The organism is Micromonospora sp. NPDC049523, from assembly GCF_040676775.1.
Lineage (GTDB): Bacteria > Actinomycetota > Actinomycetes > Mycobacteriales > Micromonosporaceae > Micromonospora_G.
In genome coordinates this window covers 42,982-66,900 of the sequence record NZ_JBFAPP010000021.1, presented here as the reverse complement: position 1 = coordinate 66,900, position 23,919 = coordinate 42,982, and the positions used below count along the sequence as shown (strand labels likewise).

The 23,919-nt window shown below is 69.1% G+C and carries 27 protein-coding genes and 2 pseudogenes; 15 read left to right on the top strand and 14 right to left on the bottom strand.

Annotation, left to right across the window (positions count from 1 at the left end; genetic code table 11):
* Position 1 precedes the first annotated feature (1 nt).
* The 3 genes and pseudogenes from AB0J90_RS27690 to AB0J90_RS27680 form a co-directional block, all read right to left on the bottom strand.
* Entirely contained in the window at positions 2-1,636 is a 1,635-nt protein-coding gene (locus AB0J90_RS27690) for a PepSY domain-containing protein (protein ID WP_363600699.1), read from the bottom strand.
* Between the two features lie 308 nt (positions 1,637-1,944).
* Positions 1,945-2,196, bottom strand: coding sequence for a type B 50S ribosomal protein L31 (locus AB0J90_RS27685; RefSeq protein ID WP_363600697.1), 252 nt, complete (start codon positions 2,194-2,196; stop codon positions 1,945-1,947).
* Positions 2,193-3,002 (bottom strand): annotated as a pseudogene (locus AB0J90_RS27680) (GTP-binding protein); the annotation flags it as partial. The gene AB0J90_RS27685 and the pseudogene AB0J90_RS27680, both read right to left, overlap by 4 nt.
* On the opposite strand from AB0J90_RS27680, the pseudogene rpsN reads away from it, so the two are divergent.
* From rpsN to AB0J90_RS27665, 3 genes and pseudogenes are all read left to right on the top strand, one after another.
* Positions 3,003-3,218: pseudogene (rpsN, locus tag AB0J90_RS27675) on the top strand (30S ribosomal protein S14); the annotation flags it as partial.
* A gap of 244 nt (positions 3,219-3,462) precedes the next feature.
* Positions 3,463-3,864, top strand: coding sequence for a transcriptional repressor (locus AB0J90_RS27670; protein ID WP_363600817.1), 402 nt, complete (start codon positions 3,463-3,465; stop codon positions 3,862-3,864).
* Positions 3,865-3,872: 8 nt separating this feature from the next.
* On the top strand, positions 3,873-4,736 hold the full coding sequence (locus AB0J90_RS27665; protein ID WP_363600695.1) for a TIGR02452 family protein: 864 nt from the start codon (positions 3,873-3,875) through the stop codon (positions 4,734-4,736).
* On the opposite strand, the gene AB0J90_RS27660 is transcribed toward AB0J90_RS27665, so the two are convergent.
* The 4 genes from AB0J90_RS27660 to AB0J90_RS27645 all read right to left on the bottom strand — a co-directional run bounded on the left by AB0J90_RS27660 (position 4,696) and on the right by AB0J90_RS27645 (position 7,800).
* Positions 4,696-5,550, bottom strand: a complete 855-nt coding sequence (locus tag AB0J90_RS27660; protein ID WP_363600693.1) for a helix-turn-helix transcriptional regulator — start codon at positions 5,548-5,550, stop codon at positions 4,696-4,698. The genes AB0J90_RS27665 and AB0J90_RS27660 overlap by 41 nt on opposite strands.
* A 220-nt stretch (positions 5,551-5,770) precedes the next feature.
* Positions 5,771-5,974, bottom strand: a complete 204-nt coding sequence (locus AB0J90_RS27655; RefSeq protein WP_363600691.1) for a hypothetical protein — start codon at positions 5,972-5,974, stop codon at positions 5,771-5,773.
* A gap of 213 nt (positions 5,975-6,187) precedes the next feature.
* Complete coding sequence (locus AB0J90_RS27650; protein ID WP_363600689.1) at positions 6,188-7,237, bottom strand: L-dopachrome tautomerase-related protein; 1,050 nt, start codon at positions 7,235-7,237, stop codon at positions 6,188-6,190.
* Positions 7,238-7,335: 98 nt separating this feature from the next.
* Positions 7,336-7,800 carry a MarR family winged helix-turn-helix transcriptional regulator gene (locus AB0J90_RS27645; protein WP_363600687.1) on the bottom strand — a complete coding sequence of 155 codons (465 nt, stop codon included), beginning with the start codon at positions 7,798-7,800 and terminating at the stop codon, positions 7,336-7,338.
* 79 nt (positions 7,801-7,879) lie between these two features.
* On the opposite strand from AB0J90_RS27645, the gene AB0J90_RS27640 reads away from it, so the two are divergent.
* The 3 genes from AB0J90_RS27640 (at position 7,880) to AB0J90_RS27630 (ending at position 11,596) form a co-directional block, all read left to right on the top strand.
* Entirely contained in the window at positions 7,880-8,404 is a 525-nt protein-coding gene (locus AB0J90_RS27640; RefSeq protein ID WP_363600685.1) for a hemerythrin domain-containing protein, read from the top strand.
* A gap of 53 nt (positions 8,405-8,457) precedes the next feature.
* Positions 8,458-9,096, top strand: a complete 639-nt coding sequence (locus AB0J90_RS27635; RefSeq protein WP_363600683.1) for a hemerythrin domain-containing protein — start codon at positions 8,458-8,460, stop codon at positions 9,094-9,096.
* Between the two features lie 220 nt (positions 9,097-9,316).
* Positions 9,317-11,596: a discoidin domain-containing protein gene (locus tag AB0J90_RS27630; protein WP_363600681.1), complete on the top strand. Its 2,280-nt coding sequence runs from the start codon at positions 9,317-9,319 to the stop codon at positions 11,594-11,596.
* 161 nt (positions 11,597-11,757) lie between these two features.
* Here the strand turns inward: AB0J90_RS27630 and AB0J90_RS27625 are convergent, their stop codons facing one another.
* Both AB0J90_RS27625 and AB0J90_RS27620 read right to left on the bottom strand, forming a co-directional pair.
* Positions 11,758-12,447: a hypothetical protein gene (locus AB0J90_RS27625; RefSeq protein WP_363600679.1), complete on the bottom strand. Its 690-nt coding sequence runs from the start codon at positions 12,445-12,447 to the stop codon at positions 11,758-11,760.
* Positions 12,448-12,487: 40 nt separating this feature from the next.
* Positions 12,488-13,045, bottom strand: coding sequence for a WHG domain-containing protein (locus AB0J90_RS27620; protein ID WP_363600677.1), 558 nt, complete (start codon positions 13,043-13,045; stop codon positions 12,488-12,490).
* Between the two features lie 159 nt (positions 13,046-13,204).
* Between AB0J90_RS27620 and AB0J90_RS27615 the strand changes: the two genes are divergently transcribed.
* The 4 genes from AB0J90_RS27615 to AB0J90_RS27600 all read left to right on the top strand — a co-directional run bounded on the left by AB0J90_RS27615 (position 13,205) and on the right by AB0J90_RS27600 (position 16,080).
* The gene (locus AB0J90_RS27615; RefSeq protein WP_363600815.1) at positions 13,205-13,594 is read left to right on the top strand and encodes a GntR family transcriptional regulator; all 390 of its coding nucleotides are present in this window, start codon (positions 13,205-13,207) and stop codon (positions 13,592-13,594) included.
* Positions 13,591-14,481: an ABC transporter ATP-binding protein gene (locus AB0J90_RS27610; protein WP_363600675.1), complete on the top strand. Its 891-nt coding sequence runs from the start codon at positions 13,591-13,593 to the stop codon at positions 14,479-14,481. Before AB0J90_RS27615 ends, AB0J90_RS27610 begins: the two co-directional genes overlap by 4 nt.
* On the top strand, positions 14,478-15,482 hold the full coding sequence (locus AB0J90_RS27605) for an ABC transporter permease subunit (RefSeq protein ID WP_363600673.1): 1,005 nt from the start codon (positions 14,478-14,480) through the stop codon (positions 15,480-15,482). The genes AB0J90_RS27610 and AB0J90_RS27605 overlap by 4 nt, the downstream gene beginning before the upstream one ends.
* A gap of 70 nt (positions 15,483-15,552) precedes the next feature.
* Entirely contained in the window at positions 15,553-16,080 is a 528-nt protein-coding gene (locus tag AB0J90_RS27600) for a GNAT family protein (RefSeq protein WP_363600671.1), read from the top strand.
* A gap of 417 nt (positions 16,081-16,497) precedes the next feature.
* Here the strand turns inward: AB0J90_RS27600 and AB0J90_RS27595 are convergent, their stop codons facing one another.
* Both AB0J90_RS27595 and AB0J90_RS27590 read right to left on the bottom strand, forming a co-directional pair.
* Positions 16,498-17,820 carry a hypothetical protein gene (locus AB0J90_RS27595; RefSeq protein ID WP_363600670.1) on the bottom strand — a complete coding sequence of 441 codons (1,323 nt, stop codon included), beginning with the start codon at positions 17,818-17,820 and terminating at the stop codon, positions 16,498-16,500.
* Positions 17,821-17,835: 15 nt separating this feature from the next.
* On the bottom strand, positions 17,836-18,396 hold the full coding sequence (locus AB0J90_RS27590) for a hypothetical protein (RefSeq protein ID WP_363600668.1): 561 nt from the start codon (positions 18,394-18,396) through the stop codon (positions 17,836-17,838).
* Between AB0J90_RS27590 and AB0J90_RS27585 the strand changes: the two genes are divergently transcribed.
* From AB0J90_RS27585 to AB0J90_RS27565, 5 genes are read left to right on the top strand one after another with little or no spacing between them, the layout of a single operon-like run.
* Positions 18,382-18,795: a hypothetical protein gene (locus tag AB0J90_RS27585; protein ID WP_363600666.1), complete on the top strand. Its 414-nt coding sequence runs from the start codon at positions 18,382-18,384 to the stop codon at positions 18,793-18,795. The two genes, AB0J90_RS27590 and AB0J90_RS27585, sit on opposite strands and share 15 nt — an antisense overlap.
* A complete protein-coding gene (locus tag AB0J90_RS27580; RefSeq protein ID WP_363600664.1) occupies positions 18,792-19,418 on the top strand; it encodes a tetratricopeptide repeat protein in 627 nt (208 codons plus the stop codon). Before AB0J90_RS27585 ends, AB0J90_RS27580 begins: the two co-directional genes overlap by 4 nt.
* Positions 19,419-19,426: 8 nt before the next feature.
* On the top strand, positions 19,427-20,692 hold the full coding sequence (locus AB0J90_RS27575; RefSeq protein ID WP_363600662.1) for a glycosyltransferase: 1,266 nt from the start codon (positions 19,427-19,429) through the stop codon (positions 20,690-20,692).
* A 58-nt stretch (positions 20,693-20,750) separates the two neighbouring features.
* A complete protein-coding gene (locus AB0J90_RS27570) occupies positions 20,751-21,185 on the top strand; it encodes a DUF4878 domain-containing protein (protein WP_363600660.1) in 435 nt (144 codons plus the stop codon).
* Between the two features lie 29 nt (positions 21,186-21,214).
* Positions 21,215-21,385, top strand: coding sequence for a hypothetical protein (locus AB0J90_RS27565; protein ID WP_363600658.1), 171 nt, complete (start codon positions 21,215-21,217; stop codon positions 21,383-21,385).
* Positions 21,386-21,491: 106 nt separating this feature from the next.
* Here AB0J90_RS27565 and AB0J90_RS27560 read toward each other — a convergent pair whose 3' ends face one another.
* The 3 genes from AB0J90_RS27560 to AB0J90_RS27550 form a co-directional block, all read right to left on the bottom strand.
* Positions 21,492-21,767, bottom strand: coding sequence for a hypothetical protein (locus AB0J90_RS27560; RefSeq protein WP_363600656.1), 276 nt, complete (start codon positions 21,765-21,767; stop codon positions 21,492-21,494).
* 881 nt (positions 21,768-22,648) lie between these two features.
* A complete protein-coding gene (locus AB0J90_RS27555; RefSeq protein WP_363600654.1) occupies positions 22,649-22,951 on the bottom strand; it encodes a hypothetical protein in 303 nt (100 codons plus the stop codon).
* A 255-nt stretch (positions 22,952-23,206) separates the two neighbouring features.
* Entirely contained in the window at positions 23,207-23,824 is a 618-nt protein-coding gene (locus tag AB0J90_RS27550) for a GrpB family protein (RefSeq protein WP_363600652.1), read from the bottom strand.
* Positions 23,825-23,919 lie beyond the last annotated feature (95 nt).

Here is a 23,919-nt window from a genome sequence, read left to right as displayed (position 1 = left end):
CTCAGCTCCCGCTTTCCCCGCTGGTCCGAAGCCCCTCCCCGCTGGTCCGAAGCCCCTCCCCGCTGGTCCGAGGCATTTCCCCGCTGGTCCGGGGCGAGTGCGTGCCTGCCGAGGACGGATGGCCGCCATTCGCCCCGGACCGACCGGTGGTTCCGGGGGCCTGGGTGGCGCGTCTCCTCGCGAGGAGGGCGTCCAGGACCAGGAAGGCGAGCAGGGTGGCGCCGAAGGTGGGCAGGGCCCAGGCCAGGGCGGCCAGGGGGAGCAGGGCGAGGGCGAGCAGGGGGCGGGGCAGGAAGCGCCAGGTGCCGCGTTCCGGTGGCGGGCCGACGAACGTACGCCGGTCCGACCGGGTGGGACGGCGCTGCCACCACATCCGGTAGCCCCAGACGATGACGCAGAGCAGACCCACCGCGAGCGCACCGAGCAACACCTGGTTGACCCAGCCGAAGAGGCGGCCCATGTGCGCCTGGATGCCGAGCTTGCTGAGCTGGGCGAGCAGCGGCCAGTCGGCGAAGTCGCTGCGGGCCACCGGTCCGGTGACCGGGTCGACGGCAAGCTGGTCGAGGCGTACCGGCCAGGTGTTGTCCGCCTGGGTGACGGTCCAGGCAAGCCCGGGTTCGGTCGGCGTGGCGATCTCCACCGGCCCGGTCAGCCCGGCCCGGCGGGCGTGTCCGAGCACCCGCTCGACCGTGGCCGGGTCGACCGCCGCCGGGTCCGCGCCGGCCGAATGGTGCTGCCCGTGCGGAGCAGGAGCACCGTCGGGCAGGGCCAGGTCGAGTGTTGGACGCTTCGCGTCCAGCGCGGTCAGCGCGGTGTCGAAGTGCGCGCCGGCCCAGCGGGACCAGGTCAGGCCGGTCGCGGAGAGCACGAGCAGGCCGACACTGAGCCAGATCCCGGTGGCGGCATGCCAACCCCGGGTACGGCGTACGTTGCGCGCGCCGAGGTCCGGCAGCAGTGCGCGCCGGAGTCGGGACCGCCCCCGGCGGTGTTGCCGAAGCCAGAGCACCAGCCCACCGGCGACCAGCACCCAGAGCCAGCTTGCCGCCAGTTCGGAGTACATCCGACCGAACCAACCCAGGTGCAGGTTGCGGTGCAGGTCGTCGAGCCAGGTGGTGAGCGGGGTCGAGCCGAACCAGGTGACCAGGGTGCCCCGTACCTGAGCGGTGTACGGGTCGACGTACACGGTGTGTTGTCTGTCGCCGAGTTCGGGCAGTGCGAAGACCACCTGCGTGGTGGTGTCCGCTGCGCTGGCCGGGACAACCGTGGTCAGCGTGCCCGTCGGGTGTGCCGCCTGTGCCGCGGCCACCTGTTCGGTCAACGGCCGGGCCTGTCCGGCGACGGTGGCCACCCGCAGTTCGTCGGCGTAGACGAGGTTGTCGAGTTGCGGGGTGAAAACGTACGCCAGGCCGGTCAGCGCGGCCACCACCAGGAACGGGGCGACCAGCACCCCGGCGTAGAAATGCAACCGCCGCAGCAGCGGTACGGCCGACCAGGCCCGCTCCCGTGTCCGCTGTGTCCCGCCGGCCGATTCGTCCGATGGCTCGTGCGATCGCTCGTGCAATGGTTCGGTCGGCAGTTCGCGCGGCGGTCTGTCATCCGGTCCGCGGGGAGGTTGGAGGTCGGCAGCGGTGGACACGGGTCGGCTCCTGTCGTCGATCGACTCAGGTGCGCACTCCGTGATCCCTCGCGCCGCCGGACGGGACCCCGGACCCGAAGCCTGCCGTCGGCGTGGCGGCTCGAGCCGTGCGCGGACGTACCGCAATGGACGCCCGCACCGATAGTCGCCCCCCACCCCCAACTAGTTCCCCAACCCCCCAAAAACCCCCGGCCCCCCATTCCAACCCGTCGATCATGAAGTTAGCGACAGATTTGATCTCCTGGAGGCGCGCTAACTTCATGATCAACGGGGTGGGGGTGGGGTTGGGGGTAGGGGTGGGGTGGGGGTTAGCGGTTGTGGCGGGCGTATTTGGCGCGGAATTTTTCTACTCGGCCGGCGGTGTCGAGGAGGCGTTGGCGGCCGGTCCAGAAGGGGTGGCTGGCGGAGGAGATCTCGACGTCGATCACGGGGTACGTGTTGCCGTCGGTCCACTCGATGGTCCTGTCGCTGTTCCCGGTGGAGCGGGTGAGGAAGGCGAAGTCGGCGCTGCGGTCGCGGTAGACGACGTAGCGGTACTCGGGGTGGATGTTCGGTTTCACTGTGGTTCGATCCCTTCCAGGTGTGATTCGGGTTCGGGTTCCCGTTCCTCGTCGGGGAGCGGGAAGCAGCCGGCGAACGGATCGGGATAGGTCACCCATTCCAACTCCCCGTCGGCCAACTCGGCGTCGCTGAGCAGGCAGCCGGCGAGCAGCCGGTGGATCTCCACCGGGTCGAGGTCGAGGCCGATGAAGACCAGGTGGCTGTGCCGGTCCCCGTAGTACGGGTCCCAGTCCAGGTCGGCGGCGAGCCGGCGCTGGTCGCTCGCCTCGGTCCAGCGTCGCGGTGGCAGGTTCACCAGCCAGCGACCGAGGGTGCCCAGGTTCAGGCCACCGCCGGCGAACTCCCAGGCGACCACGGTTTCCGGCTGGCTGGCCAGCCAGAGGTGGCCGCGTGAGCGCAGCGCCTCGCCGGTCACCGTCTCCAGCACGTCGTGCAGCCGGTCGGGGTGGAACGGGCGGCGGGCGCGGAAGACCGCGGAGACCACACCGGAGTCGGCCAGTGGTTCGTGTACGCCGAGCGGGTAGCCCTCGATGCCCCGGGCCAGTACGCCGGGCGTCTCCGAACGGTGCCGGTGGGTGTGCCGCAGTTGCCGGCGCAGCGTGGTGACGTCCACCAGTTGTTCCTCGGCGGCGCTGACGTGTACGGCCCACGGGGCGATCCGGTGCAGCAGGACCGCCAGCCGTTCGGTGTCGTACGCGCCGTCCGGGGACCGTCCCCAGAGCACGACGGTGTCGGCGTACTCGATCTGCCGGTTGATCACGTCGGCGAGTGCGCGATCGTCGTCCTCGGCGGCCGCGATGCCGAGGTCAGCCATCCGGACACCGACCCGGGCCTGCGCGCCGAGGCGGTCCGGCGGCTGGCCCGGCTGCCCCGGGACACCAGTCCGGTCCGGCTGCGCGGTCGTGACCAGGTCGACGGCCGCCCGCGTGGGGTGCTGTCCCGGTTCGGGCTGTCCCGGGTCCGGTTCCGGGAGCTGGCGCTGCGCGGCGAACTGCCAGGCATCCGCAAGTCCTCCTGGTAGCCGCCGAAGCCGGGGACGAGCGGGAGCGTCTGTACCGTCCTCCGCGCGGGTCGGCCGTGCTGCGGGTCGAGGAGCGGTTGGGCCGCGTTTCGTGAGCGGTCCGTCCACCGTTCGACGCTGACGTAACGTCGACCCGGTCGACACCGTACGGCGTGCTCGCCGTGAAGCACGTCACGGCCCGGGCCCGTACACTTGGCCCCGCTCGTACGCCCGAGTCGGGAAGGTGTCGCTCGTGATCAATTCCATGCCCGGGGCCACTCGCAACACCCGACAGCGTGGCGAGGTCGTCGCCCTGCTCGGCGAGGTGACCGAGTTCCGCAGCGCCCAGCAGCTCCACGCCGACCTGCGTCAGCGCGGTGTCGGGGTCGGACTGACCACGGTCTACCGGACCCTGCAGACGCTGGTCGACGCGGGCGAGATCGACGTGATGCGGCTGCCCAACGGCGAGCAGCTGTACCGGCGGTGCAGCCCCACCCATCACCACCACCTGGTGTGCCGGCACTGCGCCCGTACGGTCGAGGTGGCCGGACCGACGGTCGAGACCTGGACCAAGCGGGTCGCCGACGAACACGGCTTCACCGACGTGGGGCACACGCTGGAGATCTTCGGCACCTGCGCCCAGTGCGCGGCCCAACGGCAGGGCTGACGCAACCGGTGAGTGGTCGGCTCCGGGAGATCGGCCGGCAGACCGTGGAGATCGCCGAGTCCGGCCACTACACGAGCCCCGCCGGTACGCGGATCAGCATCGCCGACGCGGTCGGCGCCGCGGTCGCCGGCACCCGGCACTACCTGCCGGACACCCCGCTGCCCGAGCCCGCACCCCGCGAGCGGGTGGACAGGTCGACGGTGGACGGACAGCCGCCGGCCGGGCTGGCCGTGACGGTGACCCGCGAGTCGAGCCTGGTCGCCGCCGCGCGGCTCGGCTCGGACGTGGCCTGTCTGGTGTTCGCCTCGGCCAAGAATCCCGGTGGCGGTTTCCTCGGCGGCGCCAAGGCACAGGAGGAGGACATCGCCCGTGCCTCGGCGCTCTACCCGTGCCTGCGCAGCGCGCCGGAGTTCTACGAGTTCCACCGCGAGCAGCAGGACCTGCGCTACAGCGACCGGGTGATCTACTCACCGGGGGTGCCGGTGTTCCGGGACGAGCGGGGCGATTTGCTCGACCGGCCGTACCGGATCGCGTTCCTGACCTCGGCCGCGCCGAACCTCGGCGCGATCCGGCGCAACCAGCCGGCGGATGCCGCGGGCGTACCCGCGGTGCTGGGGCGGCGGGCCGAGCGGGTGCTGCGGATCGCCGCCGCGCACGGCCACCGCCGGTTGGTGCTCGGGGCCTGGGGCTGCGGGGTGTTCCGCAACGATCCCGGCACGGTGGCGCGCGCGTTCGTCGAGGCGCTGCGGGTGGTCGACGGGTTCGACGAGGTGGTGTTCGCGATCTACGACAAACTGCCCGGTACGCCGGTCCACGCCGCTTTCGACGAGGTCATGCGGGGGTGGCGAGACCGGCCAGGGTCGCCTGGATGATCTCGCGGGCGTCCTCGCCGTGCCGGGCCACCTCGTGCAGGCGGTCGAAGATCCGCCCGAATCGGTGGGCGTCGGCGGGGGTCTGCCAGGTCTGTTCCTCGGCCCAGGTCTCGACGCTGACGGTGTCGTCGAACATGACAAAACCGTGCAGCGGTGCGAGCGGCAGCCGGGCCTCGGTGGGGATGATGCCGAGTTCGACGTTGCTCATGCCGGTCAGCGCGGTCAGCCGGTCGAGTTGCCCGCGCATCACGTCGACCGGGCAGAGCGACATGCGCAGTACGGACTCGGTCACCAGGAACCTGAACTGCTTGGTCGAGTCGTAGAGCACCTGCTGGCGCTGGATCCGCAGCAGCAGCGCGTCCTCCAGGTCGTCGCCGGGTGCACCGTGGAACTCGACGTTCTCGGCGAGGCGTACGCGGGCGTAGTCGGCGGTCTGGAGCAGGCCGGGCACCACACCCAGTTCGAAGTTGCGGACCAGGGTCGCCTCGGCGGCCAGCTCCATCATGGACCGCTGGGTGCCGGTCTGCGCCGCGTCCGCAGCACCGCGCCGCCAGGCGATGTGTTCCCCGCGCAGTGCGCGCAACTGTCGCAGCAGCTCGTCGAGTAGGGGTTCGTCGGCGTCGATCACCGCGCCCCAGGCCCGTACGTCGTCCTCGGTGGGTAGTTGCCGACCGGTCTCGATCCGGGAGACCTTCGACTGGACCCAGCCCAGCCGGCTTGCCAGGTTGATCCCTGAAATGCCCTCGCGGGCCCGAAGCTCTCGCAGTCTCGCCCCAAGCGCGCCTCGGTCGCTGCCGGTCTGGTTGCTGGACATCACCTGCTCCTAAGCTGCGCTTGGGTAGGCGTCACGGTACAGCTCACACGGCATCGCAGGTGGTAGAGCGGCCGAGTGACCAGCCAATGTCGGGCTGACCGGTCCGGGTGCGGCACCGGCCCGGTGGTGGATCCTCCGCTGTCCAGCTTAGGTCGATCGGCTCACCGGCGGGATCCTCGCGGGTGCGCGTACTCCTGGTCGGTGAGCCGATCTCAGATCACTACATGGCCTTTGCGATCTCCGCCAGTACGTCGACCGGCACCTCGACCACCGTCTCGTGCGCGGGTACGTCAAGCTGTGCCAGGGCTTCGGGGTCGGACACCCGCCATCCCTGCACAACGAAGGTGTCGCGGTCGGTGCGATATAGCGACGGGCAGTTGTTTACCTGAGACAACGCAGTCTTGCGAACGAAGGTGAGCTTCACGGCTCCACCTCTCACTCTCGATATGCCGCTTTTGGCCGGATGCCAGGCGACCTGCGTTGCATTATGCGTCTGCGCGATGGGTGGCTAACCCACTTTAGGGCGCGACACGGCATTAAAACTGCCTTAACTTTGGCTCAGCCGAACATATCCGACACGTACCGCAATGATGCATGATCCATTCACGATTTAAACGTGCATGATTCCCGCATTCCGTCAGCGGTGATCGTTCGGAGCGGGCGCCGCGCCGACATGCATCTTGTAGATCCACACCGGATACTCGACCGCCTGCACACCACCGTTGAAACCCGCGGTGCGGTTCAGCTGGGGCACCGGAATCCACAGGTCGCCGGCGCTGTCGAGCCACATGGCGTCGGCCCAGACCAGACGTGGGTCGGCGACCACCGTCTCCACCTCCCGGTCCGGGCTGATCGCCAGCACCCGCCGCTGGTTGGTGTCGCTGAGGTAGATCACGCCGTTCGCGTCGATCGCGGTACCGCCGGTGGTCGGCGTGTCCAGCCAGGGCTCGACCTGGTCGGACAGCTCCCCGGGGGTGACCGAGGGGTCGTCCAGCCACCTGGTGGCGATCCGGGACATCGGTCCGGACCCCGGCTGGTAGTAGAGCTGGCTGCCGTCCGGTGAGACCTCCAACTGGTCGGCGTGGACCAGTACCTCGTCACCCTCGGGGCCGCGGGCCTTGCGGTGGTCGGCGTACAGCGGGCGCTGGTCGGTGGTGCTGGGATGGTCCTCCAGCACCCGGCGCAGCTCGCCAGAGCCCAGGTCCAGCACGATCAGTCCGGGCTCTCCGGCGTCGGTGAGATAGACCTGGTCACCGTTGAAGCGCAGGTCGTCGAGGTAGCTGTGCGGCCGGACCGCCGGAGAAAGGTCGTAGATGTCGCCGACGCTGTCGGTGCTCAGGTTCACCACGATCAGCCGGGCGCCGCCCGGAACCGCCGGCCGACCGATACCCGGCGCGCCCGCGTCGATGATCCACAGGCGTCCGTCCGGCCCGATCCGCAAGCCGTTGACCTGGACGAACGCACCGTCGGGGTCGTGGTCGTCGCGGACCGAGTTCCAGGCGGCGTCCGGGTACGGCACGTGCTGCCCGTCTGAGCCGAGTTCGGCCACCTGGATGCCGGGCCGGTCGGCGTTGGGAAAGCTGACGAACACCCGCCCGTCGGCGCTGGTGGTCACGCCGCTCCAGACCCGGTCGGACCGGTACGTCGCCTCCAGGCGCGGGTCGTTCTCGGTTGGTAGCTCGATCATCCGCCGCCTCCTCCCCGTACGACCGGGGGGCGATCGGCGCGGCCCCGGTGCTGACGGTGGGGGCGTACCCGCTGTGGGTCGGCGTACCCCTGTCGGGGTCAGACCTCGCGGCAGGCGTCGTCGTTGACGGCGGTGTTGATCCGGCTCAGCAGCCGGTGCAGGGTGGCGACCTCGTCGGCGTCGAGGTGGACGAACAGCTCGCGTTCCACCGCGTCCATCGCGGCGTCGACCCTGGTCAGGACCGAGCCGCCGGCATCGGTGAGGACGACGATGTGCCGTCGTCGGTCGGCCGGGTCCCGGCGCCGTTCGACCAGGTTGTCCCGTTCGAGGTCGTTGAGGATGGCCACCAGGGCGCTGGGATCGACACCGAGTGCCTCGACGAGCGCCTGCTGTCCGATCGGGCCGTTCTCGGCGAGGTGCATCAGGGTGATGCCTTGCCGGGTGCTCAGTCCGGTGGCCTCCAGCGCGTCACGCATGCGCGCGTTGCTGATCCCGCCGTGCCGGGCCAGCAGCAGACCGATGCGGTCCATCGCCCGCCGGGACCGGGTCTCCTCGACCGTCATGCGGGTTATGTTAGCAGAGCCGAAATGATTTGCCCCCACGGATTATTTGTGCAAACCAACGATCTGGTACGGTCGTCGCATGAGTCGCGCTCGCGCTCCCCGGCAGGCGAAGGCGCCGGGTGAGCATCTGGTCGAGGAGCTGAGGTGGATCCACGGCGCACTGCGCCGCGACCTCAACCAGCTCCGCAAGCTCGCCGACCAGATCGGCCGGGGTGCCGCACCGGACCGGGTCCGCTCTACCGTCCGCTCGTTGCAGACCCGCGGCCCGCTCTGGCAGCTTCGCACCAACTGCCTGAGCTACTGCCGGCTGGTGCACTCGCACCACGGCAACGAGGACGTACGCCTCTTTCCGGCCGTACGCCGGTCCAACCCGGCCCTGGTTCCGGCGGTCAAGCGGCTGGAGGCCGACCACCGCCGCATCTCCGACCTGCTCGACCAGGTCGAGGCGCTGGCCGACCTGCTCCGCAGCGACGACCGGCCGGAGACCAGGAAGCGGCTGATCGCCGCCCTGGATGCGGTCGGCTCGGAACTGCTGGCCCACCTCGACCTCGAGGAGAAGACCATCATCCCGACGCTGCGACAGTGGCGGGACTGGCCCCGCTGACCCCGTCAGCCCCTCCGATCGCCGAACCGATGACCCGCAGAGACAGGAAGACCGTGACCGACACCGACCACTGGCTGACCAGCCGTACCGGACTCGCGCCCACCCCGCCGCCGCGTACCCGGCACAGCAGCACCGAGGTCTGGGACGAGAGCACCCGGCCGACCGCCCCGGAGCCGGCGCAGGAGGTGCAGTTCACCGGCCGCGGCGTCTCCGCCGGCAAGCACCTGATCGACGTGCACAACCACTACCGGGAGGAACTGGCCCGGGTACGCGACATCCTCGACCAGGTACGGGCGAACGCGCTCGACATCGGCTCCGCCCGGGGTGAGGTCAACGCGATGACCCTGCGGTCCAACAACTGGACCCTCGGCTCCTTCTGCCAGTCCTACTGTGTCTCGCTCACCCAGCACCACACGATGGAGAGCGGCGGCATCTTCCCGTACCTGAAGGCCTCGGACCGGAATCTGGCCGCGGTGATCGACCGGCTCGACCAGGAGCACCAGGTCATCCACGAGGTGCTCGAAGCGGTGGACCGGGCACTGGTCGACCTGGTGGGTCACCCGGACGACCTCTCCGGCATCCAGGAGGCGGTCGACGTGCTCACCGACGCGTTGCTGTCCCACCTGGCCTACGAGGAACGCGAGCTGATCGGTCCACTGTCCCGGTTCGGCTTCTTCGGCGGCCAGGTCTGACACGGCAGAACTCTCTGAAACAGTTCAATCTTTGGAAGTTACCGGCGGCTTCGCGGGTAAGTCAACCGATCATGCCGTTTCACTGGCGAATGCGAGCGCCAGCTTCGGGAAGGTGTTCTTTTCCTTGACACCTTCGTAACGTCCTGGATATCTTGGCCGCGGCTTATTGAAACGGTTCATCTCCTTGCGGAATCCCCCGCTCCCTTCAGGAGGCTCCGACATGCCGCAGTCACCCCCGTCCCGCTCCGCTCGATCCCGATTCCGATCCCGGTCCGGGCGTGCCGCCGGCTCGGCCGTGGCACTGCTCGCCGTACTCGCCCCGCCCGGCCTCGCCCGGGCCGAGACCCCACAAGCCCCGGCAGCCGCCCCGGCCCAGATCGTGCCGAACGTGGTGACCACATTCGACACCAGGGCCGCGGGTGGCGGAGCGCGCCCGCTCTTTGGCGACGTCACCGGCGACGGCCGGCTCGACATCGTCTACATGCAACCGCACTACGTCGCCGACGACCGCTACGAAGGCGCGCTGGTCGCCGCGCTGACCGCGTACGACCTGGACGGTCGGCTGCTCTGGCAGGCCGGCACCCCCGATCCCCGTGGCCGCAACAACGGCAGTGACATCCCCGCCCAGGTGCACGACGTCGACGGGGACGGGGACAACGAGGTCGTCGCGATCATGCATCCGGGTGGCGACACCCGTCAGCCCGGTCGGTTCATGGTCTTCGAAGGCGCCACCGGGCAGCTCGTACGCGACTTCGCGCTGCCCGACCGGCTCGCCCACGACGCGATCATCTTCGCCAACCTCAGTGGCCGGAACACCGCCCAGGAGATCATCCTCAAGGACCGCTACGACACCGCGTGGGCGTTGTCCGGCGACGGCACGCTGCTCTGGACCCACCGGGGCAACACCGGGCACTACCCCTGGCCGTACGACATCGACAACGACGGCCGGCAGGAGGTGATGATCGGATACGACATGGTCGGCCCGGACGGGCAACTGCTCTGGCAGCACCGGGGCGACGGCCACGCCGACACCATGTGGATGGCCGACATCGCCGGTGACGCCGAGCCCGAACTCATCCTCGGCGGTGACGCGGCGGTCGCGCACGACCTGCGTACGGGTGCGGAACTCTGGCGCAACAGCGACATCGTCGAGACGCAGAACATCATGACCGGCGACTACATCCCGGAACTGCCCGGCCTGGAGTCGCTCGGCCTGGACCGGATCGACCGGACCACCAACGGTTACGACGGGCTGTTCCTCCTCGACGAGCAGGGCGGCATGGTCTGGCAGGAGGCGCGCACCACGCGCGGCTGCTGGGGGTCGATCCCGGAACCGATCCACAACTGGACCGGCGACTACAGCGACCTGATCATGGTGTGGAACCGGGGCTGCGGCGAGCCGACCACCATCATGAACGGCAGCGGGGACGTGATCAGCGTCCTCGACCCGGCCGCCCGGCTCTGGCACGCCGACTTCTGCGGCGACGACAAGGAAGAGGTCGTCGAGTACATCCAGGGTGCCTCGTTGACCATCAAGAGCAACGGCCCGTGCGACCTGGCCGCGAAGGTGACCGGAACCCCGCTGCCGCAGGCGAAACGGCTCTACAACTACACCCGCTACACGGCCGGGGACACCCCGGTCGACGTCTCCGCCGGCCGTCCCGCCACCGCCACGAGTGCGCTGCCCGGACACGCCGCCGCACTGGCCACCGACGGCGACCCGGCCACCGCCTGGAAGGCCGCCAGCACGTCGACCGGTCAGCGCTGGCAGGTCGACCTCGGACGCTGGCGGACCCTTGCCGGGATCGAACTGACCTTCCCGCGTACGGACGTGCAGGACGCCTGTACCCGTACGGTCGGTGGCACCCATGCCGGCCCGCTCACCGTGACCGACGGGGTCACCTGCCTCACCGGCACCGTCAGCGGCCCGGTCACCGTGCGCCCCGGCGCCTCGCTGGTCGCCGACAACGCCACCATCGCCGGTCCGGTCTCCGCGACCGGGGCGGTCGTGGTCCGGGTGACCGGCAGCCGGATCGCCGGCCCGGTCTCGGTCAGCGGCTCCACCGGCCAGGTCGTGCTGACCGGCAACCAGGTCGCCGGCCCGGTCAGCCTCTCCGGCAACCGCACCGGCAACCGGCCGGTGGTGGTGTCGGCGAACACCGTACGCGGGCCGCTGGCCTGCACCGGCAACCAGCCGGCGCCGGTACGCGACGGCGAACCGAACACCGTCTCCGGTCCCGCCACCGGCCAGTGCGTCGCCGTCCCGACCGGGGCCGCCGAAGCGGCCCAGTTCGGCTACGGCTACACGGTCGAGGTGTCCAAGGACGGCCTGACCTGGACGAAGGTGCTCGACCGGGCGGCCGACCCGGATGCCGCACAGACCCAACGGGGGCTCTTCACCGGCCTCGGACAACACGTCCGGGTCACCCTCACCGACCTCCCCGACCTCCCGTTCGCCCGTCCCGGGCTGGCCGGGGTCAGCGTGCTCGGCAACCGCTGACCGGCCCGCCCGAACAGAGCCGCCGCACCCGAGTTTCTTCCTCGATCCGGCGTACCCGCTCCCGGCTCGGCGTAGCGACATCGACGTCGCGAAGAAGTAACCCGAGCGGGGTGTGAGGGCCCGTTGTCATCGCTGCGGCGGTGGCAACGGGCCCTTCCCCGTCACACCGTCGCGCGGGTCGCGGCGGTGCCCTGCTGTTCGGAGTGGATCGCCGCCGGTCGCCGCCAGAGGCTCAGCGCCACCCAGGCCAAACCGACCGCGACCAGTACGCCGTGGCCGATCCGTACCGCCGGTGGTGTGTAGAACTGGGGCAGGAAGAGGGCGAAACCGAGCGCGAGGGGGATGCCGCTGGCGCGGGGGATCAGCCCGGAGCGCCAGATCGCCACCGCCGCGAGCACCGCGCCGACCCCGAGCAGCACCAGGCCGACCCCGAAGCTGGTGATCGCGACCGGGCCGTAACGGACGGCGTCGACCAGGTCGAGCAGGTCGAGCTGCTGCCCGTCGACCGACCGGCCGGCGATCGCGTTCAGGGCGAAGTCCTCGGCGCCGTAGTAGGGCAGGGTCAGACCCGCGCCGGTCCAGGTGGTCACGACGGCCCAGGCGGCGGGGGCTTCGCCGGGGGTACGGGCGACAAGCGAGCGTACGGCGAGTAGCGCCAACGGCAGCAGGATGAACCCGACCATGGCGAACAGGTGGGAGGCGACCCACCGCCAGGAACCCATCGCCTCGGTGGCCCCGGCGACCGTGCTCTCGTCCGTCCAGGGCCGTAGGGCGGGGTAGAGCAGGAACATCAGCGCGGCGAGGGCCGCGGCGAGCGCACCGAGCCGGATGCGGGTGTCTGGTGTGGACATGTCAGTAGCTCCTTCGGTCGAGGGGCGGAGCGCGGGCACGTCACGGGTGGGGAAGGCTCGCGACGAACATCCGGATCAGTTGCTCGTAGGTCTCGTCCAGGTCCTCGGCCAGGCGGAAGCCGCCGCCGGCCTCGATCGAGACGAAGCCGTGGCCGATCGCGCGCAGGCACCGGGTGGCGTGGATCGCGGCGGAATGGTCGAGCCCGTAGCCGCGCAGCACCGCGACGAAGACGTTGAGCAGCCGGGTTCCGGCTTCGACCAGGGCGGGGTCGTGCAGCGGGTCGGTCGGCATCGCGGCGTAGCGGGCGGGGTGTTCGCGTACGTAGTCGCGGTAGGTGTGCATCAGCACGGTCACCGCGTCGTCGCCGCTGCGTCCGATCACCGCGTCGCCGAAGTGCTCGGCCATCTCCGTCATCACCCGTACGCCGACCAGGTCGCGTAGTTCGGCGATGTTGCCGACGTGTTTGTAGAGCGAGGGGGTGGCGACCCCGGTGCGGGCGGCGACGGCGGCGAGGGTGAGGGCGCCGATGCCCTGTTCGTCGACCACGTCGAGCGCGGCGCTGACCACGGCCGAGGTGGAGAGCCCGGCCCTAGGCATCCGGGTTTCCGCTGACGCGATGGTTGGCCGGGATCGTCTGGCTATCGTGCATAGCCCAAAAGCTAATGATAGTAGCCCGGAACTGTCAAGTGCCGGTTCTTGACATCGAGGGGAGGGAAATAGCTATTGTGCTAGTAACCTAGTTGAATCGAGATGATGGTGATCGAGTTTCACCTGGACGGCCGCTCCGGTGTCTCGCCGTACATGCAGTTGATCCACCAGGTGCGTCAGGCCATGCGGTTGGGCCTGCTGCGCGAGGGGGACCGGCTGCCCACGGTCAAGGACGTCGTGGCGAAAGTGGCGATCAACCCGAACACGGTGCTCAAGGCGTACCGCGAGCTTGAGTACGAGGGACTGGTGCAACCCCGACCCGGCGTCGGGACGTTCGTGACCCGGACGCTGAGCGACGAGTCGCTGGCCGCGCACGGACCACTGCGCCAGGAGCTGGAGCAGTGGCTGACCAGGGCCCGAGCCGCCGGCCTGGACGAGGAGAGCATCGAGGCGCTGTTCCTGAGCACCTTCCGTGCGGCCGCCGGGGAGAAAGCATGACCGCGGTGATCGAAACCAACGGACTGGGCAGGCGGTACGGACGCCGCCAGGCGTTGTCCGACTGCACGCTGAGCATCCCGCCGGGACGGGTGGTGGGCCTGGTCGGGCCCAACGGCGCCGGCAAGTCGACCCTGTTGCAGCTCGCCTGCGGCCTGCTGGCACCGACCTCGGGCACCATCGAGGTCCTCGGTGCGCGCCCGGCGTCCGGGCCGGCGCAGGTGGCCAGGGTCGGCTTCGTCGCCCAGGACACCCCGACGTACGCCGGCCTGTCCGTCGCCGACCACCTGCGCCTCGGCGCCCGACTCAACCCCGGCTGGGACGACGGACTGGCCACCGCCCGGATCCGGCAACTCGGCCTCGATCCCGGTCAGAAGGCCGGCAAACTGTCCGGCGGCCAACGGGCGCAGCTCGCCCTGACCCTGGCCATCGCGAAGCGACCCGAACTGCTGATCCTCGACGAGCCCGTGGCCAGCCTCGACCCGCTGGCCCGGCGCGAGTTCATGCGGACCCTGATGGAGTTCACCGCCGAACACGAGGCCAGCGTCGTGCTCTCCTCGCACCTGGTCGCCGACCTGGAACGGGTGTGCGACTACCTGATCGTGCTGGCCGCGTCGCGGGTGCAGGTCGCCGGGGAGGTGGACGAACTGCTGGCCACCCATCACCGGCTCACCGGCGCCGCCCGTGACCCGGCCACCTTCCCCGCCGGTCACCAGGTGATCCAGGCCAGCCACACCGAACGGCAGTCGACCGTGATCGTACGCAGCTCGGCACCCATCGACGATCCGTCGTGCAGCGTGGACAAACTCGACCTGGAAGACCTCGTCCTCGCCTACATGACCCAGGCCGCCGCCGTCGGCCGTACGCCCGTACTGGAGACGACCCGATGACCTGGCTCACCTGGCGCCAATTCCGTACCCAGGCCTGGCTGGTGCTCACCGCCCTGGCCGCGCTCGCGGTCGCGTTGACCGTCACCGGCCCGAATCTCGCCCGGCTGTCGCGCAGCACCGGGCTGGCCGCGTGCCAGGCGAACTGCGAGGCGGCCGCCGACAACTTCGTCAACCAGGCGATGACCGTGGTGAACAGCCGCGTGTACGTCGTCGCCCTCGTGTTCATGTTCGTGCTGCCCGGGATCATCGGGGTGTTCTGGGGCGCACCGCTGATCGCTCGTGAGCTGGAAACCGGCACCCACCGGCTGATCTGGAACCAGAGCGTCACCCGTACCCGGTGGTTGGCGGTGAAGCTCGTCGGAGTCGGCCTGGTCAGCATGGTCACGGCCGGTGTGTTCAGTCTCGCGGTGACCTGGTGGGCGGCGCCCATCGACAAGGCCAACCTGGACCGGATGCTGCCCATGGTCTTCCCCGGCCGGGGCATCGTCCCGATCGGCTACGCCGCCTTCGCGTTCGTGGTCGGGGTGACCGCCGGCATGCTCGTACGCCGCACCATCCCGGCCATGGCCGTCACCCTCGTCGTGGTGGTCGCCGCCCTGGTCGCCACGCCCCTGTACCTCCGCCCGCACCTCGTCACCCCGGTCAGTTTCACCGCACCCCTGGACACCTCGGCCATGCAGTCGGTACGGATCACCGAGACCGACATGACGGTCACCGGGCAGGTGAACCAACCGGGAGCCTGGGTGGTGTCCAACAAGACCGTCACCCCGAGCGGGCAGCCGTTCACCGGCCCGGCCGATCTCCAGACCTGCGGCCGGGCGAACTTCTCCAAGGAGGGGTGCACCGCCTGGCTCGCCTCGCTCGATCTCCGGCAGCAGGCCTCCTACCAACCGGCCAGCCGTTTCTGGGCCCTCCAGTGGTACGAGACAGCGGTCTTCCTCGCCCTCAGCGCCCTGCTGTCCGCCTTCTGCTTCTGGTGGGTACGCCGCAGGCTCGCCTAGGTTCGGTCTCGACCGCCGCGCTGCATAGGCTGGTCGTCCCATGCGACCCACCGCCCACGAGGATCAGCCCATGCGCAGCAGCACCCGGATCCGCCTGATCGAGCCCACCGACGCCGGCCCGATCGCCGCGCATCGGGTGCGGGACGTCGAGGCTTTCCGGCCGTGGGAGCCGGCCCAGCCGGCCGAGTTCTTCACCCCGGAGGGCCAGGCCGAGCGGATCGACAGCCTGCTGGCCGGGTACCGGGCCGGCTCGCTCTGGCCGGGCGTGGTGCTCGCCGACGACCAGGTGATCGGGCAGGTCACCGTCGGAGGCATCCTGCCTCAGCCGCACCTGCGCCGCGGCTCCGTCGGATACTGGATCGCCAGCGTCGCGCAGAATCAAGGGCACGCCGGGCGCGCCGTCGGGCTTGTACTCCGGATGATGACGGACGAACTCGGGCTGCATCGCGCCGAGGCGTCCACCAATCTGGAGAACCTGCCGTCGCAGCGGGTGCTGCGCCGTAACGGATTCAGCCCGTACGGCGTTGCGCACTCCTCGATCTTCCTCGACGGGGGTTGGCGGGACGGGCTGCTGTGGGAGCGGATCCTAGGCGACTGAATTCTGTTTTCGGATCTTGGTGATGGGGCCGCACGGTCGATACCACGGTCGTGCGTACCCATGTCGCTGTGGTCGGGGTGCCCTGAGGTGCTGTTCCCTGCTGCCCGGTCGCTGCCGGGTACGGCGGTGGACCCGAACGTGGTGAGTCCTCGAGATGGCCCGGATCGCCGGGTTCGGGACGTGGCGGCCGGGGCGTATGCAGGCTGATTGCGAAGAAAATCCACTTTGTTCCCAATCCGCTTAGCTGGAGCTAAAACCTCTCTCGTTCGAGGAATCGGTCGGATACGCTGCAAATCGCCCGCTAGGTGACTGTGTGTCACCGGCACGTGGCTTTGGGTGTATCCCGAGCGGTTCTCTGGAGGGGTCATGAGCAACAACCGACGGCTGCGCAAAGGGCCGAAGCATGGCCGCGCCGCTTCAGGTCTGAGTTCTGTCCTGCTGGCAGTCGGGATGACGGGTGGGCCCGCAGCCGCAGCGGAACCGGTGGAAGCGAAATCCTCTACCCAGGACTTGCACATCGGTACGCCCGGTCCGCTCGGCCAGTACGGCGGCTGGCCGTTGTCCTGGTCGCCTGTCCGCGAGGACGACGGTGGACCTGACGACTCGGGGGACCACCACCCAGGAGGCAAACCAGACTACGGGCCGCAGGGCTGGCAGGGCCCATGGGGAGGGCACGACGGCTCGCATGGCTCCAAGGGCAATCAGGGCCCCCAGGGCGTTCAAGGCGCCCAGGGCGACATGGGCGTTCAGGGTCCCCAGGGCGACGTGGGTGTTCAGGGTCCCCAGGGTGTTCAGGGCGCCGGGGGAGTTCAAGGCGCTCAAGGTTTCCAGGGGGCGCAGGGTGCCCAGGGCGGCGTTGGTGTTCAGGGTGCCCAGGGCGCCCAAGGCCTCCAGGGTGCCCAGGGTGTTCAAGGCCTCCAGGGCGATGTGGGCGTTCAAGGTCCCCAGGGCGTGCCGGGCGTGCAAGGGCCGCAGGGTGATGTCGGCGCTCAGGGCGCGCAAGGCGCCCAGGGTGCTCAGGGTTTCCAAGGTGTTCAGGGCGACGCGGGCACTCAGGGTCCGCAGGGCGTGCAGGGTGCCCAGGGCGATGCGGGTGCTCAAGGTGCGCAGGGCGTGCCGGGCGTGCAAGGGCCGCAGGGCGATGCCGGCGCCCAAGGTGCTCAGGGTTTCCAAGGCGTTCAGGGCGACGCGGGCACTCAGGGTCCGCAGGGCGTGCAGGGTACCCAGGGCGATGCGGGTGCCCAGGGCGTGCCGGGCGTGCCGGGCGTGCAAGGGCCGCAGGGCGATGCCGGTGCTCAGGGCGCGCAAGGCGTCCAGGGTGCTCAGGGTTTCCAAGGCGTTCAGGGCGACGCGGGCGTTCAGGGTCCGCAGGGCGCCCAGGGTGCCCAAGGCGACGCGGGTGCTCAAGGCGCGCAGGGCGTGCCGGGTGTGCCGGGGCCGCAGGGTGACGTCGGCGCCCAGGGCGCGCAAGGCGTTCAGGGTGCTCAGGGTTTCCAAGGTGTTCAGGGCGACGCGGGCGTTCAAGGTCCGCAGGGCGTGCCGGGTGTGCAAGGGCCGCAGGGCGATGCCGGTGCCCAGGGCGCTCAGGGTTTCCAAGGCGCCCAGGGTGACGCGGGCGTTCAAGGTCCGCAGGGCGTGCAGGGTGCCCAGGGCGACGCGGGCGTTCAAGGTGCCCAGGGCGTCCAAGGTGCGTTGGGTTTGCAGGGCGTGCAAGGGCTGCAGGGCGATGCCGGCCCCCAAGGCGCCCAGGGCGCCTCAGGTCCCCAGGGTGCTCAGGGTGTCCAAGGACCTCAGGGCGTCCAAGGCGCCCAGGGTGACGCGGGCAGTCAAGGTGCTCAAGGTTTCCAAGGAGACGCGGGAGCGCAGGGTGCGCAAGGAGCACAGGGTGCGCAGGGCGTGCCGGGTGTGCAAGGGCCGCAGGGCGATGCCGGTGCCCAGGGTGCTCAGGGTTTCCAAGGCGCGCAGGGGGACGCGGGCGTTCAAGGTCCGCAGGGCGTGCAGGGTGACGCGGGCGCCCAAGGTGCCCAGGGCGTGCAGGGCGTGCAGGGCGCTCAGGGCGCTCAGGGCGCTCAGGGTCTCCAGGGTGTTCAAGGACCCCAGGGCATCCAAGGCGCGCAGGGCGACGCGGGCGTTCAAGGCGCCCAGGGTGCGCAAGGTTTCCAAGGTTTTCAGGGCGTACAGGGGCCGCAGGGTGATGTCGGAGCCCAAGGTTTCCAAGGTTTTCAGGGCGACGCGGGCGCTCAAGGTTTCCAGGGAGACGCGGGCGCCCAAGGTGCGCAGGGTGCACAGGGTGCGCAAGGTTTGCAGGGCGTACAAGGGCCGCAAGGCGATGCGGGCGCACAGGGCCCCCAGGGCGCGCAGGGCGCGGCGGGCAACGGGATCCAGGCTGCCTACATCCAGGGCCCGCTGACCGTGATCGCGGACACCCCCGTTGATTTCGGGTGCCAGGCCGGAGACATTGCTGTCGGGACCGGATATCAGCTCGCGGGTGCGGGCGTGAACCCGGTGCTGATCCAGCCGCTCTCGGTCAGTGGCTACCAGTTCACCTTCACCGGCGGAGGTGCCGACATCTGGGTGTCCTGCATCTCGCTCGCCGGACCGCTGGCGTTGAGGGCTCCGGCCAACACGTCGGGCCGGGCGACCGCCAACACCAACAAGCCCAGCCGGCCGAACACCAAGTCGGACCGCCCGGTTACCGTCAAGGAGGAGAAATGAGCGTGCGTCAGATATTCGGGTCACTCGCCTGTGGTGCGGTCCTGCTGACCGGAGTCACGGCATGCAGCGACGAGCCTGCTGAAAAGCCGCAGGCGAGCAGCTCCAGCAACAGCGACAAGGCGAATGGCGGCACCAACACCGGAACCGCGTCGGCGGATCTGCTGAACCTCGGTGTCGAGCAGGGCCAGGCCGGTAAATTCGACGAGGCGAAGGCCACCTTCGAGAAGGTGCTGGCCGCCGAGGCCAACAACAAGTTCGCCTGGTTCAACCTGGGCTTCATCGCCCAGTCTCGCAACCAAGGGGACGAGGCGGTCAGCAACTACGACAAGGCCTTGGAGGCCGACGCCAACTACAAGCCGGCCCTATACAACAAGGCCATCGCTCTGGAAAGTAAGGCCCCGACGACGTCGATGGACATCTACCGCAAGGTCGTTTCGATCGACGACAAGTCGTCGACCGCCTACCTCCGACTAGGCATGTTGCTGTCCCAATCCGGTGACGAGGAGGAAGCGCGGGACGCCTTCAACGCGGCGATCCGGCTGGACAAGGGGCTCGCCTCAGCCGTTCCGGCGAAGTACCGCCCGGCCCCGGCCGCTTCGTCCTCGACTCGGGCGGATAGGTGATCGGCTCAATGCGTACTCCCCGTGTAACGGTCTTCACGGGGAGCAACCGTACCCGTTTCATCGACGAATGTTTCCGATCGCTGGTCGCGCAGACCTTCACCGACTGGGAATGGGTGGTGATTCTCAACCAGGGGTCTCGTTGGCGGCCCGAGAGGCACGACGATCGGATCCGGCTCATCGTCCAGGACAACCTGACCGGCGTCGGTGCCGTGAAGGGGTACGCCTGCGCCGAGGCCACCGGGGACATCCTGGTCGAGCTTGACGACGACGATCTGCTCAGCAGCGACTGTCTGCAAGAGATCGTCGACGCCTTCGACGCCAATCCGGAGGTGGGGTTCGTCTACAGCGACACCGCGCAGATACAGGAGGACGGCAGCCGCTGCGAGGACCGTTTCGCCAGCCCATTCGGCTGGCGGCACTACGACGAGAAGGTGGACGGCCGCGAGGTGCTGGTCTGCCGTGCGATGCCGCCGACGCCGCACAACGTGAGCTACATCTGGTACGCACCGAACCATGTGCGGGCCTTCCGTCGGGACATCTACGAGAAGGTCGGCGGGTACGACGAGTCGCTCGACGTCGCGGACGACGCCGATCTCATGGCTCGGATCTACCAGGTTAGCGAGTTCCATCACATTCAGAAATGCCTGTACCTGCAGCGCATGCATGCCAAGAACACGCAGCGCATTCCGGATTTCAATGCCCGCATCCAGCAGCGTACGGTGGAGATCTACGACCGGAACATCCAACAGAATGCGCTGACCTGGTCACGGCGGCAGGGGCTCCTGGCGCTCGACCTGGGCGCGGCCCACAACAAGCCGGAAGGATATCTCGGTCTGGACTACCACGACGGGTCAGGCGTCGACATGGTATGCGACGTGACGAAGGGAGTGGACCTGCCGGACAACAGCGTCGGAGTCATTCGGGCGGTGGATTTCCTGGAACACATCCCGGACAAGATCGCACTGTTCAACGAGCTGTACCGACTGCTGGCGCCCAACGGGATGCTGTTGTCGCTGACACCCAGCACCGACGGTCGAGGTGCCTACCAGGATCCGACGCACGTGGCGTTCTACAACGAAAACTCGTTCTGGTATTTCACGGACGCCAACTACTCCCGGTTCGTGCCTGAGATCAAATGCCGATTCCAGGCGTCGCGGTTGGTCACGTACTTCCCGAGTGAATGGCACCAGAAGCACAACATCCCGTACGTCTCCGCGAACCTGATCGCGATCAAGGACGACGCCCTACGCAACGGCGGCCTGCTGAACATATGACGATTGGGTGGAACCCAGCCACCGGGGGCGGTGGCATCGGCCTCCTACGATTTGCGCCATGGCGTACGAGCCCATCATGCAGCCGCCCAGGAATCCCATCTGGCGGCGGTTGGGGCTGATCCTGGTCGCGGTGGTGACCCTGGGCTGCGTCTGCGGCGGGATAGCGCTCTTCCGGGCCTTCCAGGACAATTCCGGGCCGATACGCGACGCCACGTCGAGGTACCTGGACGACGTGCTCGCGGACGACCTCCAGGGCGCGTACGGCCGGATGTGCGAGAAGGCGCACTCGACCATGACCCAGGCGGAGTTCGACCAGATCCAGGCGGAGCGGCATGGCATCGACCGCTACGAGATCGTCGGAACCAACATCTCCATCGGCAACGGCCGGGCGAGCGGGTCGGTCGACGTCCGGATGGTCCGGGTGACGGGCGAGGAGTTCGTTCAGCGCATCGAGCTTGTCAAAGAGGACGACACCTGGCGTGTCTGCACCTGACCGCCCCGCGGCCTCGGCGCCGGAAACGTGTGACGTACGCCGGCCAGCTCGGGGACGGTGAACGCGCCGACGCCTGCCGGGGCGAAGGCAACCCTCGAATCGGCGCGCGCCTGCGCGCCGAAGAGGGCAGTGCGGCGTTCTATCAGGTGGTACGGGCGCCGCTGCCGAAGCAGGTCTTCTCCGTACCCTGCACCTGGTGAATCGGTGCCGGCTTACCCGCGTCGACCTTGCTGAATACGGTTTCGCAGATGCTGCACTTACCTGCCATGCCCGGAATCCTTCCTTGGATCGGACGTCGGGGCATCCTCAGATCGCGCGGAGTCGGCGGCGGGTCGGAGGATCCTTGATCCAGCCGATGAACCGGTCCTCCACCTGCTTGGCGGTCAGTCCGGGTAGCGCGGGCGCCGCCTTGTCGCGAAAGTGACGCATGAACGCGGCCAACCGGTGGGGGTCGTTCGGGTAGAGGATCCACATCCGGCGCCGGAAGATCGGGCATGGCCACTCCTGGCCGTCGTCGCGGCAGAGCCAGTCGTCGCCGGGGCGGTGCGGGGCGCTCAGGTCGTCGTCGACTTCGTCGGTCACGCCGGCGCTCCTTTCTTCGTGAGCCGTGGTTCGTTCCCCATCAGGTACGGCGCACGGGCGCCCAGCCGATCAAGCGTTCGTAGAGTGCGTGGGAGTCGGGCGGGGCGCCGAGTTCCGGGTCGATGGGTGCTGAGGTCGCCGCGCGCCTCGACGACCTGGCTCGCGAGGAACAGGGTCAGGCTCAGCGTCCTGTCGCGGATGCCGTCGACCAGGTCGAACCGCGCGTCCGCGCAGGGCCGGGGCTGGGCTTCGAGACGACGGATCCACAATGGACGTAAGGGTAGATGCAGGGCGGGCGCGATGATCAATCGGGCCACCTTCACACCCCACACGTTCCGGGTACGCCAGCCGCCTGCGATGGTGCGTACCCCGGAAGGGCCTGCACCCGAAAGCCGGTCCGCTGCCCGAGCGTCATGATCCGCGGCAGGTATTCGGCCGTCGGCGCGCTGACCCGAGCCGGTGGAGCCGGTACGGCCGTGCCTGGTCCGAGTGGCGGACGTCGTGTCACGTCGGCGTCGGTGAACGTCGTGGAGGTTGCGGACGCCCGGCGTGCGTTCGTCGGGCTCGCCGAGCGGCGCTGACCCACCCCGCAGGCTCGTCCGCCCTCGGCGACGTTCGAAAGGCTGTTGCCGCAGGACGTGTTCCAGCGCCGCCGTTCGCGGTCGTCGGGTAGCCGCCGTTCGCGGTCGTCGGGTACATGCACCGGGGCGCGGAGAACGCAACGAAACGCTCGACTCGGGTTGGTCCGAGTCGAGCGTTTCACATGCGCGGCTATTGAGCCCGCCGCATCAGGGTGTCCGGACGGCGCTGACCCAACGGCACACGCGTCCCGCCCCGGGTGATGCCCCGCGTGGTCCGCTGTGGAGTCCTGCCGCCCGGGGCTACCCGATGCGGTGGCCGCTGTAGATGTAAACCGACGGTGCGCCATCGGCAGCCCGGCGGTACCACAGATTTCCAGCCGTGCTGGTGCAGACGCCATTCATGGTGTACGTGTAATCGTCGTAGGCGTAACCGGTTACCCTGGCGCTGGAGGAATACGACGCGCGGAACGGTGATTCGTCGGCGAATCGCATCTGCTGTAGCTGGATGGATTGGCAGCCGGCGGCGCTCGCAGGTTGAGGAATGGCGGCGACACCCACCGCGAGTGTGGCGGTCGCGACCGCTGCCTGTAGTAGACGCCTCATGATTTCTCCCCGCTGTCGGTGGCAACTCCCCATGGCTCCGATTGAGCCCACGGGCATCGAACCCGATGGTCGACGCTACGAGCCTCAGGTGCTCGGCCCGGATCGACGGATCGGGTGACCGTTGCTCAGCGTATTGACGCGGGACGGTGGGTTTCCAGTGTCGAAGTCTGTCCCGGACAGCGTGTGCCTGTCCGGCCTGTTCATGGGCCCACCCGGTCTTGTCCCGGACAGGGAACCCCGGCCCGAACAAGACCATCAACAGGAGAGCTCCGGGGGCGCGGCGAAGATGCGCGAGTAGATAGCGTCGATCACGTCGTTTTTCGCCAGGCTGTAGTCACCGGGTTGGTTCGCGGTGTCCCGCGCGAGGCGTCGCTTGGTCGTCGCGTACAGCTCACGGTCTTCCGGATGCGAGCGCAGCCAGTCACGGAAGAGCCGATGCCGTACGGGTTCCGGTGCGTATTGCAGCCAGACGTGCAGGTTGACGTCCTCGGCGGAACTGACCAGCATCCGGTGCCCGTGCCACCACGGCTCTCGAAGGACGAGCCGGTAGCCGAGCGTTTCCAACGCGGGAACGTAGCGGGACTCGTCCGCCGTGTCCTCGACGAGGAGGTCGATGTCGATGATGGGCTTGGCCGCCAGTCCCGGCACCGACGTGGACCCGACGTGTTCGACGCCGACGACCAGGCTGCCCAGGGCCTCGGTGAGCAGCGAACTGGCAGCGGCGAATCGACCCACCCAGGATGGGTCGTAGTCCTCGACGACTATCGACTGCCACCGCTGCGGCGGCGCGCCCACCAGGGCAGCAGCCAGCTGTTCGGCGGTGCCGTGATAGCGCTGTGTGATTTCCCGCGGATACTCGACCAACTCGACCAACGTCCCGAAAATGCAAAGTCGGCCAGACTACGACATCGCCTTCCGGCGGCGCATCCGGAGCGTCGCGTCACACCTCGCGCGAGAACATTTGACCT

Coding starts and splice junctions, on each gene's coding strand:
- AB0J90_RS27555 (WP_363600654.1), bottom strand. CDS start 22,951: ATGAGGCGTCTACTACAGGCAGCGGTCGCGACCGCCACACTCGCGGTG.
- AB0J90_RS27570 (WP_363600660.1), top strand. CDS start 20,751: ATGGCGTACGAGCCCATCATGCAGCCGCCCAGGAATCCCATCTGGCGG.
- AB0J90_RS27605 (WP_363600673.1), top strand. CDS start 14,478: ATGACCTGGCTCACCTGGCGCCAATTCCGTACCCAGGCCTGGCTGGTG.
- AB0J90_RS27625 (WP_363600679.1), bottom strand. CDS start 12,447: ATGTCCACACCAGACACCCGCATCCGGCTCGGTGCGCTCGCCGCGGCC.
- AB0J90_RS27640 (WP_363600685.1), top strand. CDS start 7,880: ATGAGTCGCGCTCGCGCTCCCCGGCAGGCGAAGGCGCCGGGTGAGCAT.
- AB0J90_RS27580 (WP_363600664.1), top strand. CDS start 18,792: ATGAGCGTGCGTCAGATATTCGGGTCACTCGCCTGTGGTGCGGTCCTG.
- AB0J90_RS27620 (WP_363600677.1), bottom strand. CDS start 13,045: ATGCCTAGGGCCGGGCTCTCCACCTCGGCCGTGGTCAGCGCCGCGCTC.
- AB0J90_RS27630 (WP_363600681.1), top strand. CDS start 9,317: ATGCCGCAGTCACCCCCGTCCCGCTCCGCTCGATCCCGATTCCGATCC.
- AB0J90_RS27610 (WP_363600675.1), top strand. CDS start 13,591: ATGACCGCGGTGATCGAAACCAACGGACTGGGCAGGCGGTACGGACGC.
- AB0J90_RS27670 (WP_363600817.1), top strand. CDS start 3,463: ATGCCCGGGGCCACTCGCAACACCCGACAGCGTGGCGAGGTCGTCGCC.
- AB0J90_RS27650 (WP_363600689.1), bottom strand. CDS start 7,237: ATGATCGAGCTACCAACCGAGAACGACCCGCGCCTGGAGGCGACGTAC.
- AB0J90_RS27600 (WP_363600671.1), top strand. CDS start 15,553: ATGCGCAGCAGCACCCGGATCCGCCTGATCGAGCCCACCGACGCCGGC.
- AB0J90_RS27645 (WP_363600687.1), bottom strand. CDS start 7,800: ATGACGGTCGAGGAGACCCGGTCCCGGCGGGCGATGGACCGCATCGGT.
- AB0J90_RS27660 (WP_363600693.1), bottom strand. CDS start 5,550: ATGTCCAGCAACCAGACCGGCAGCGACCGAGGCGCGCTTGGGGCGAGA.
- AB0J90_RS27575 (WP_363600662.1), top strand. CDS start 19,427: ATGCGTACTCCCCGTGTAACGGTCTTCACGGGGAGCAACCGTACCCGT.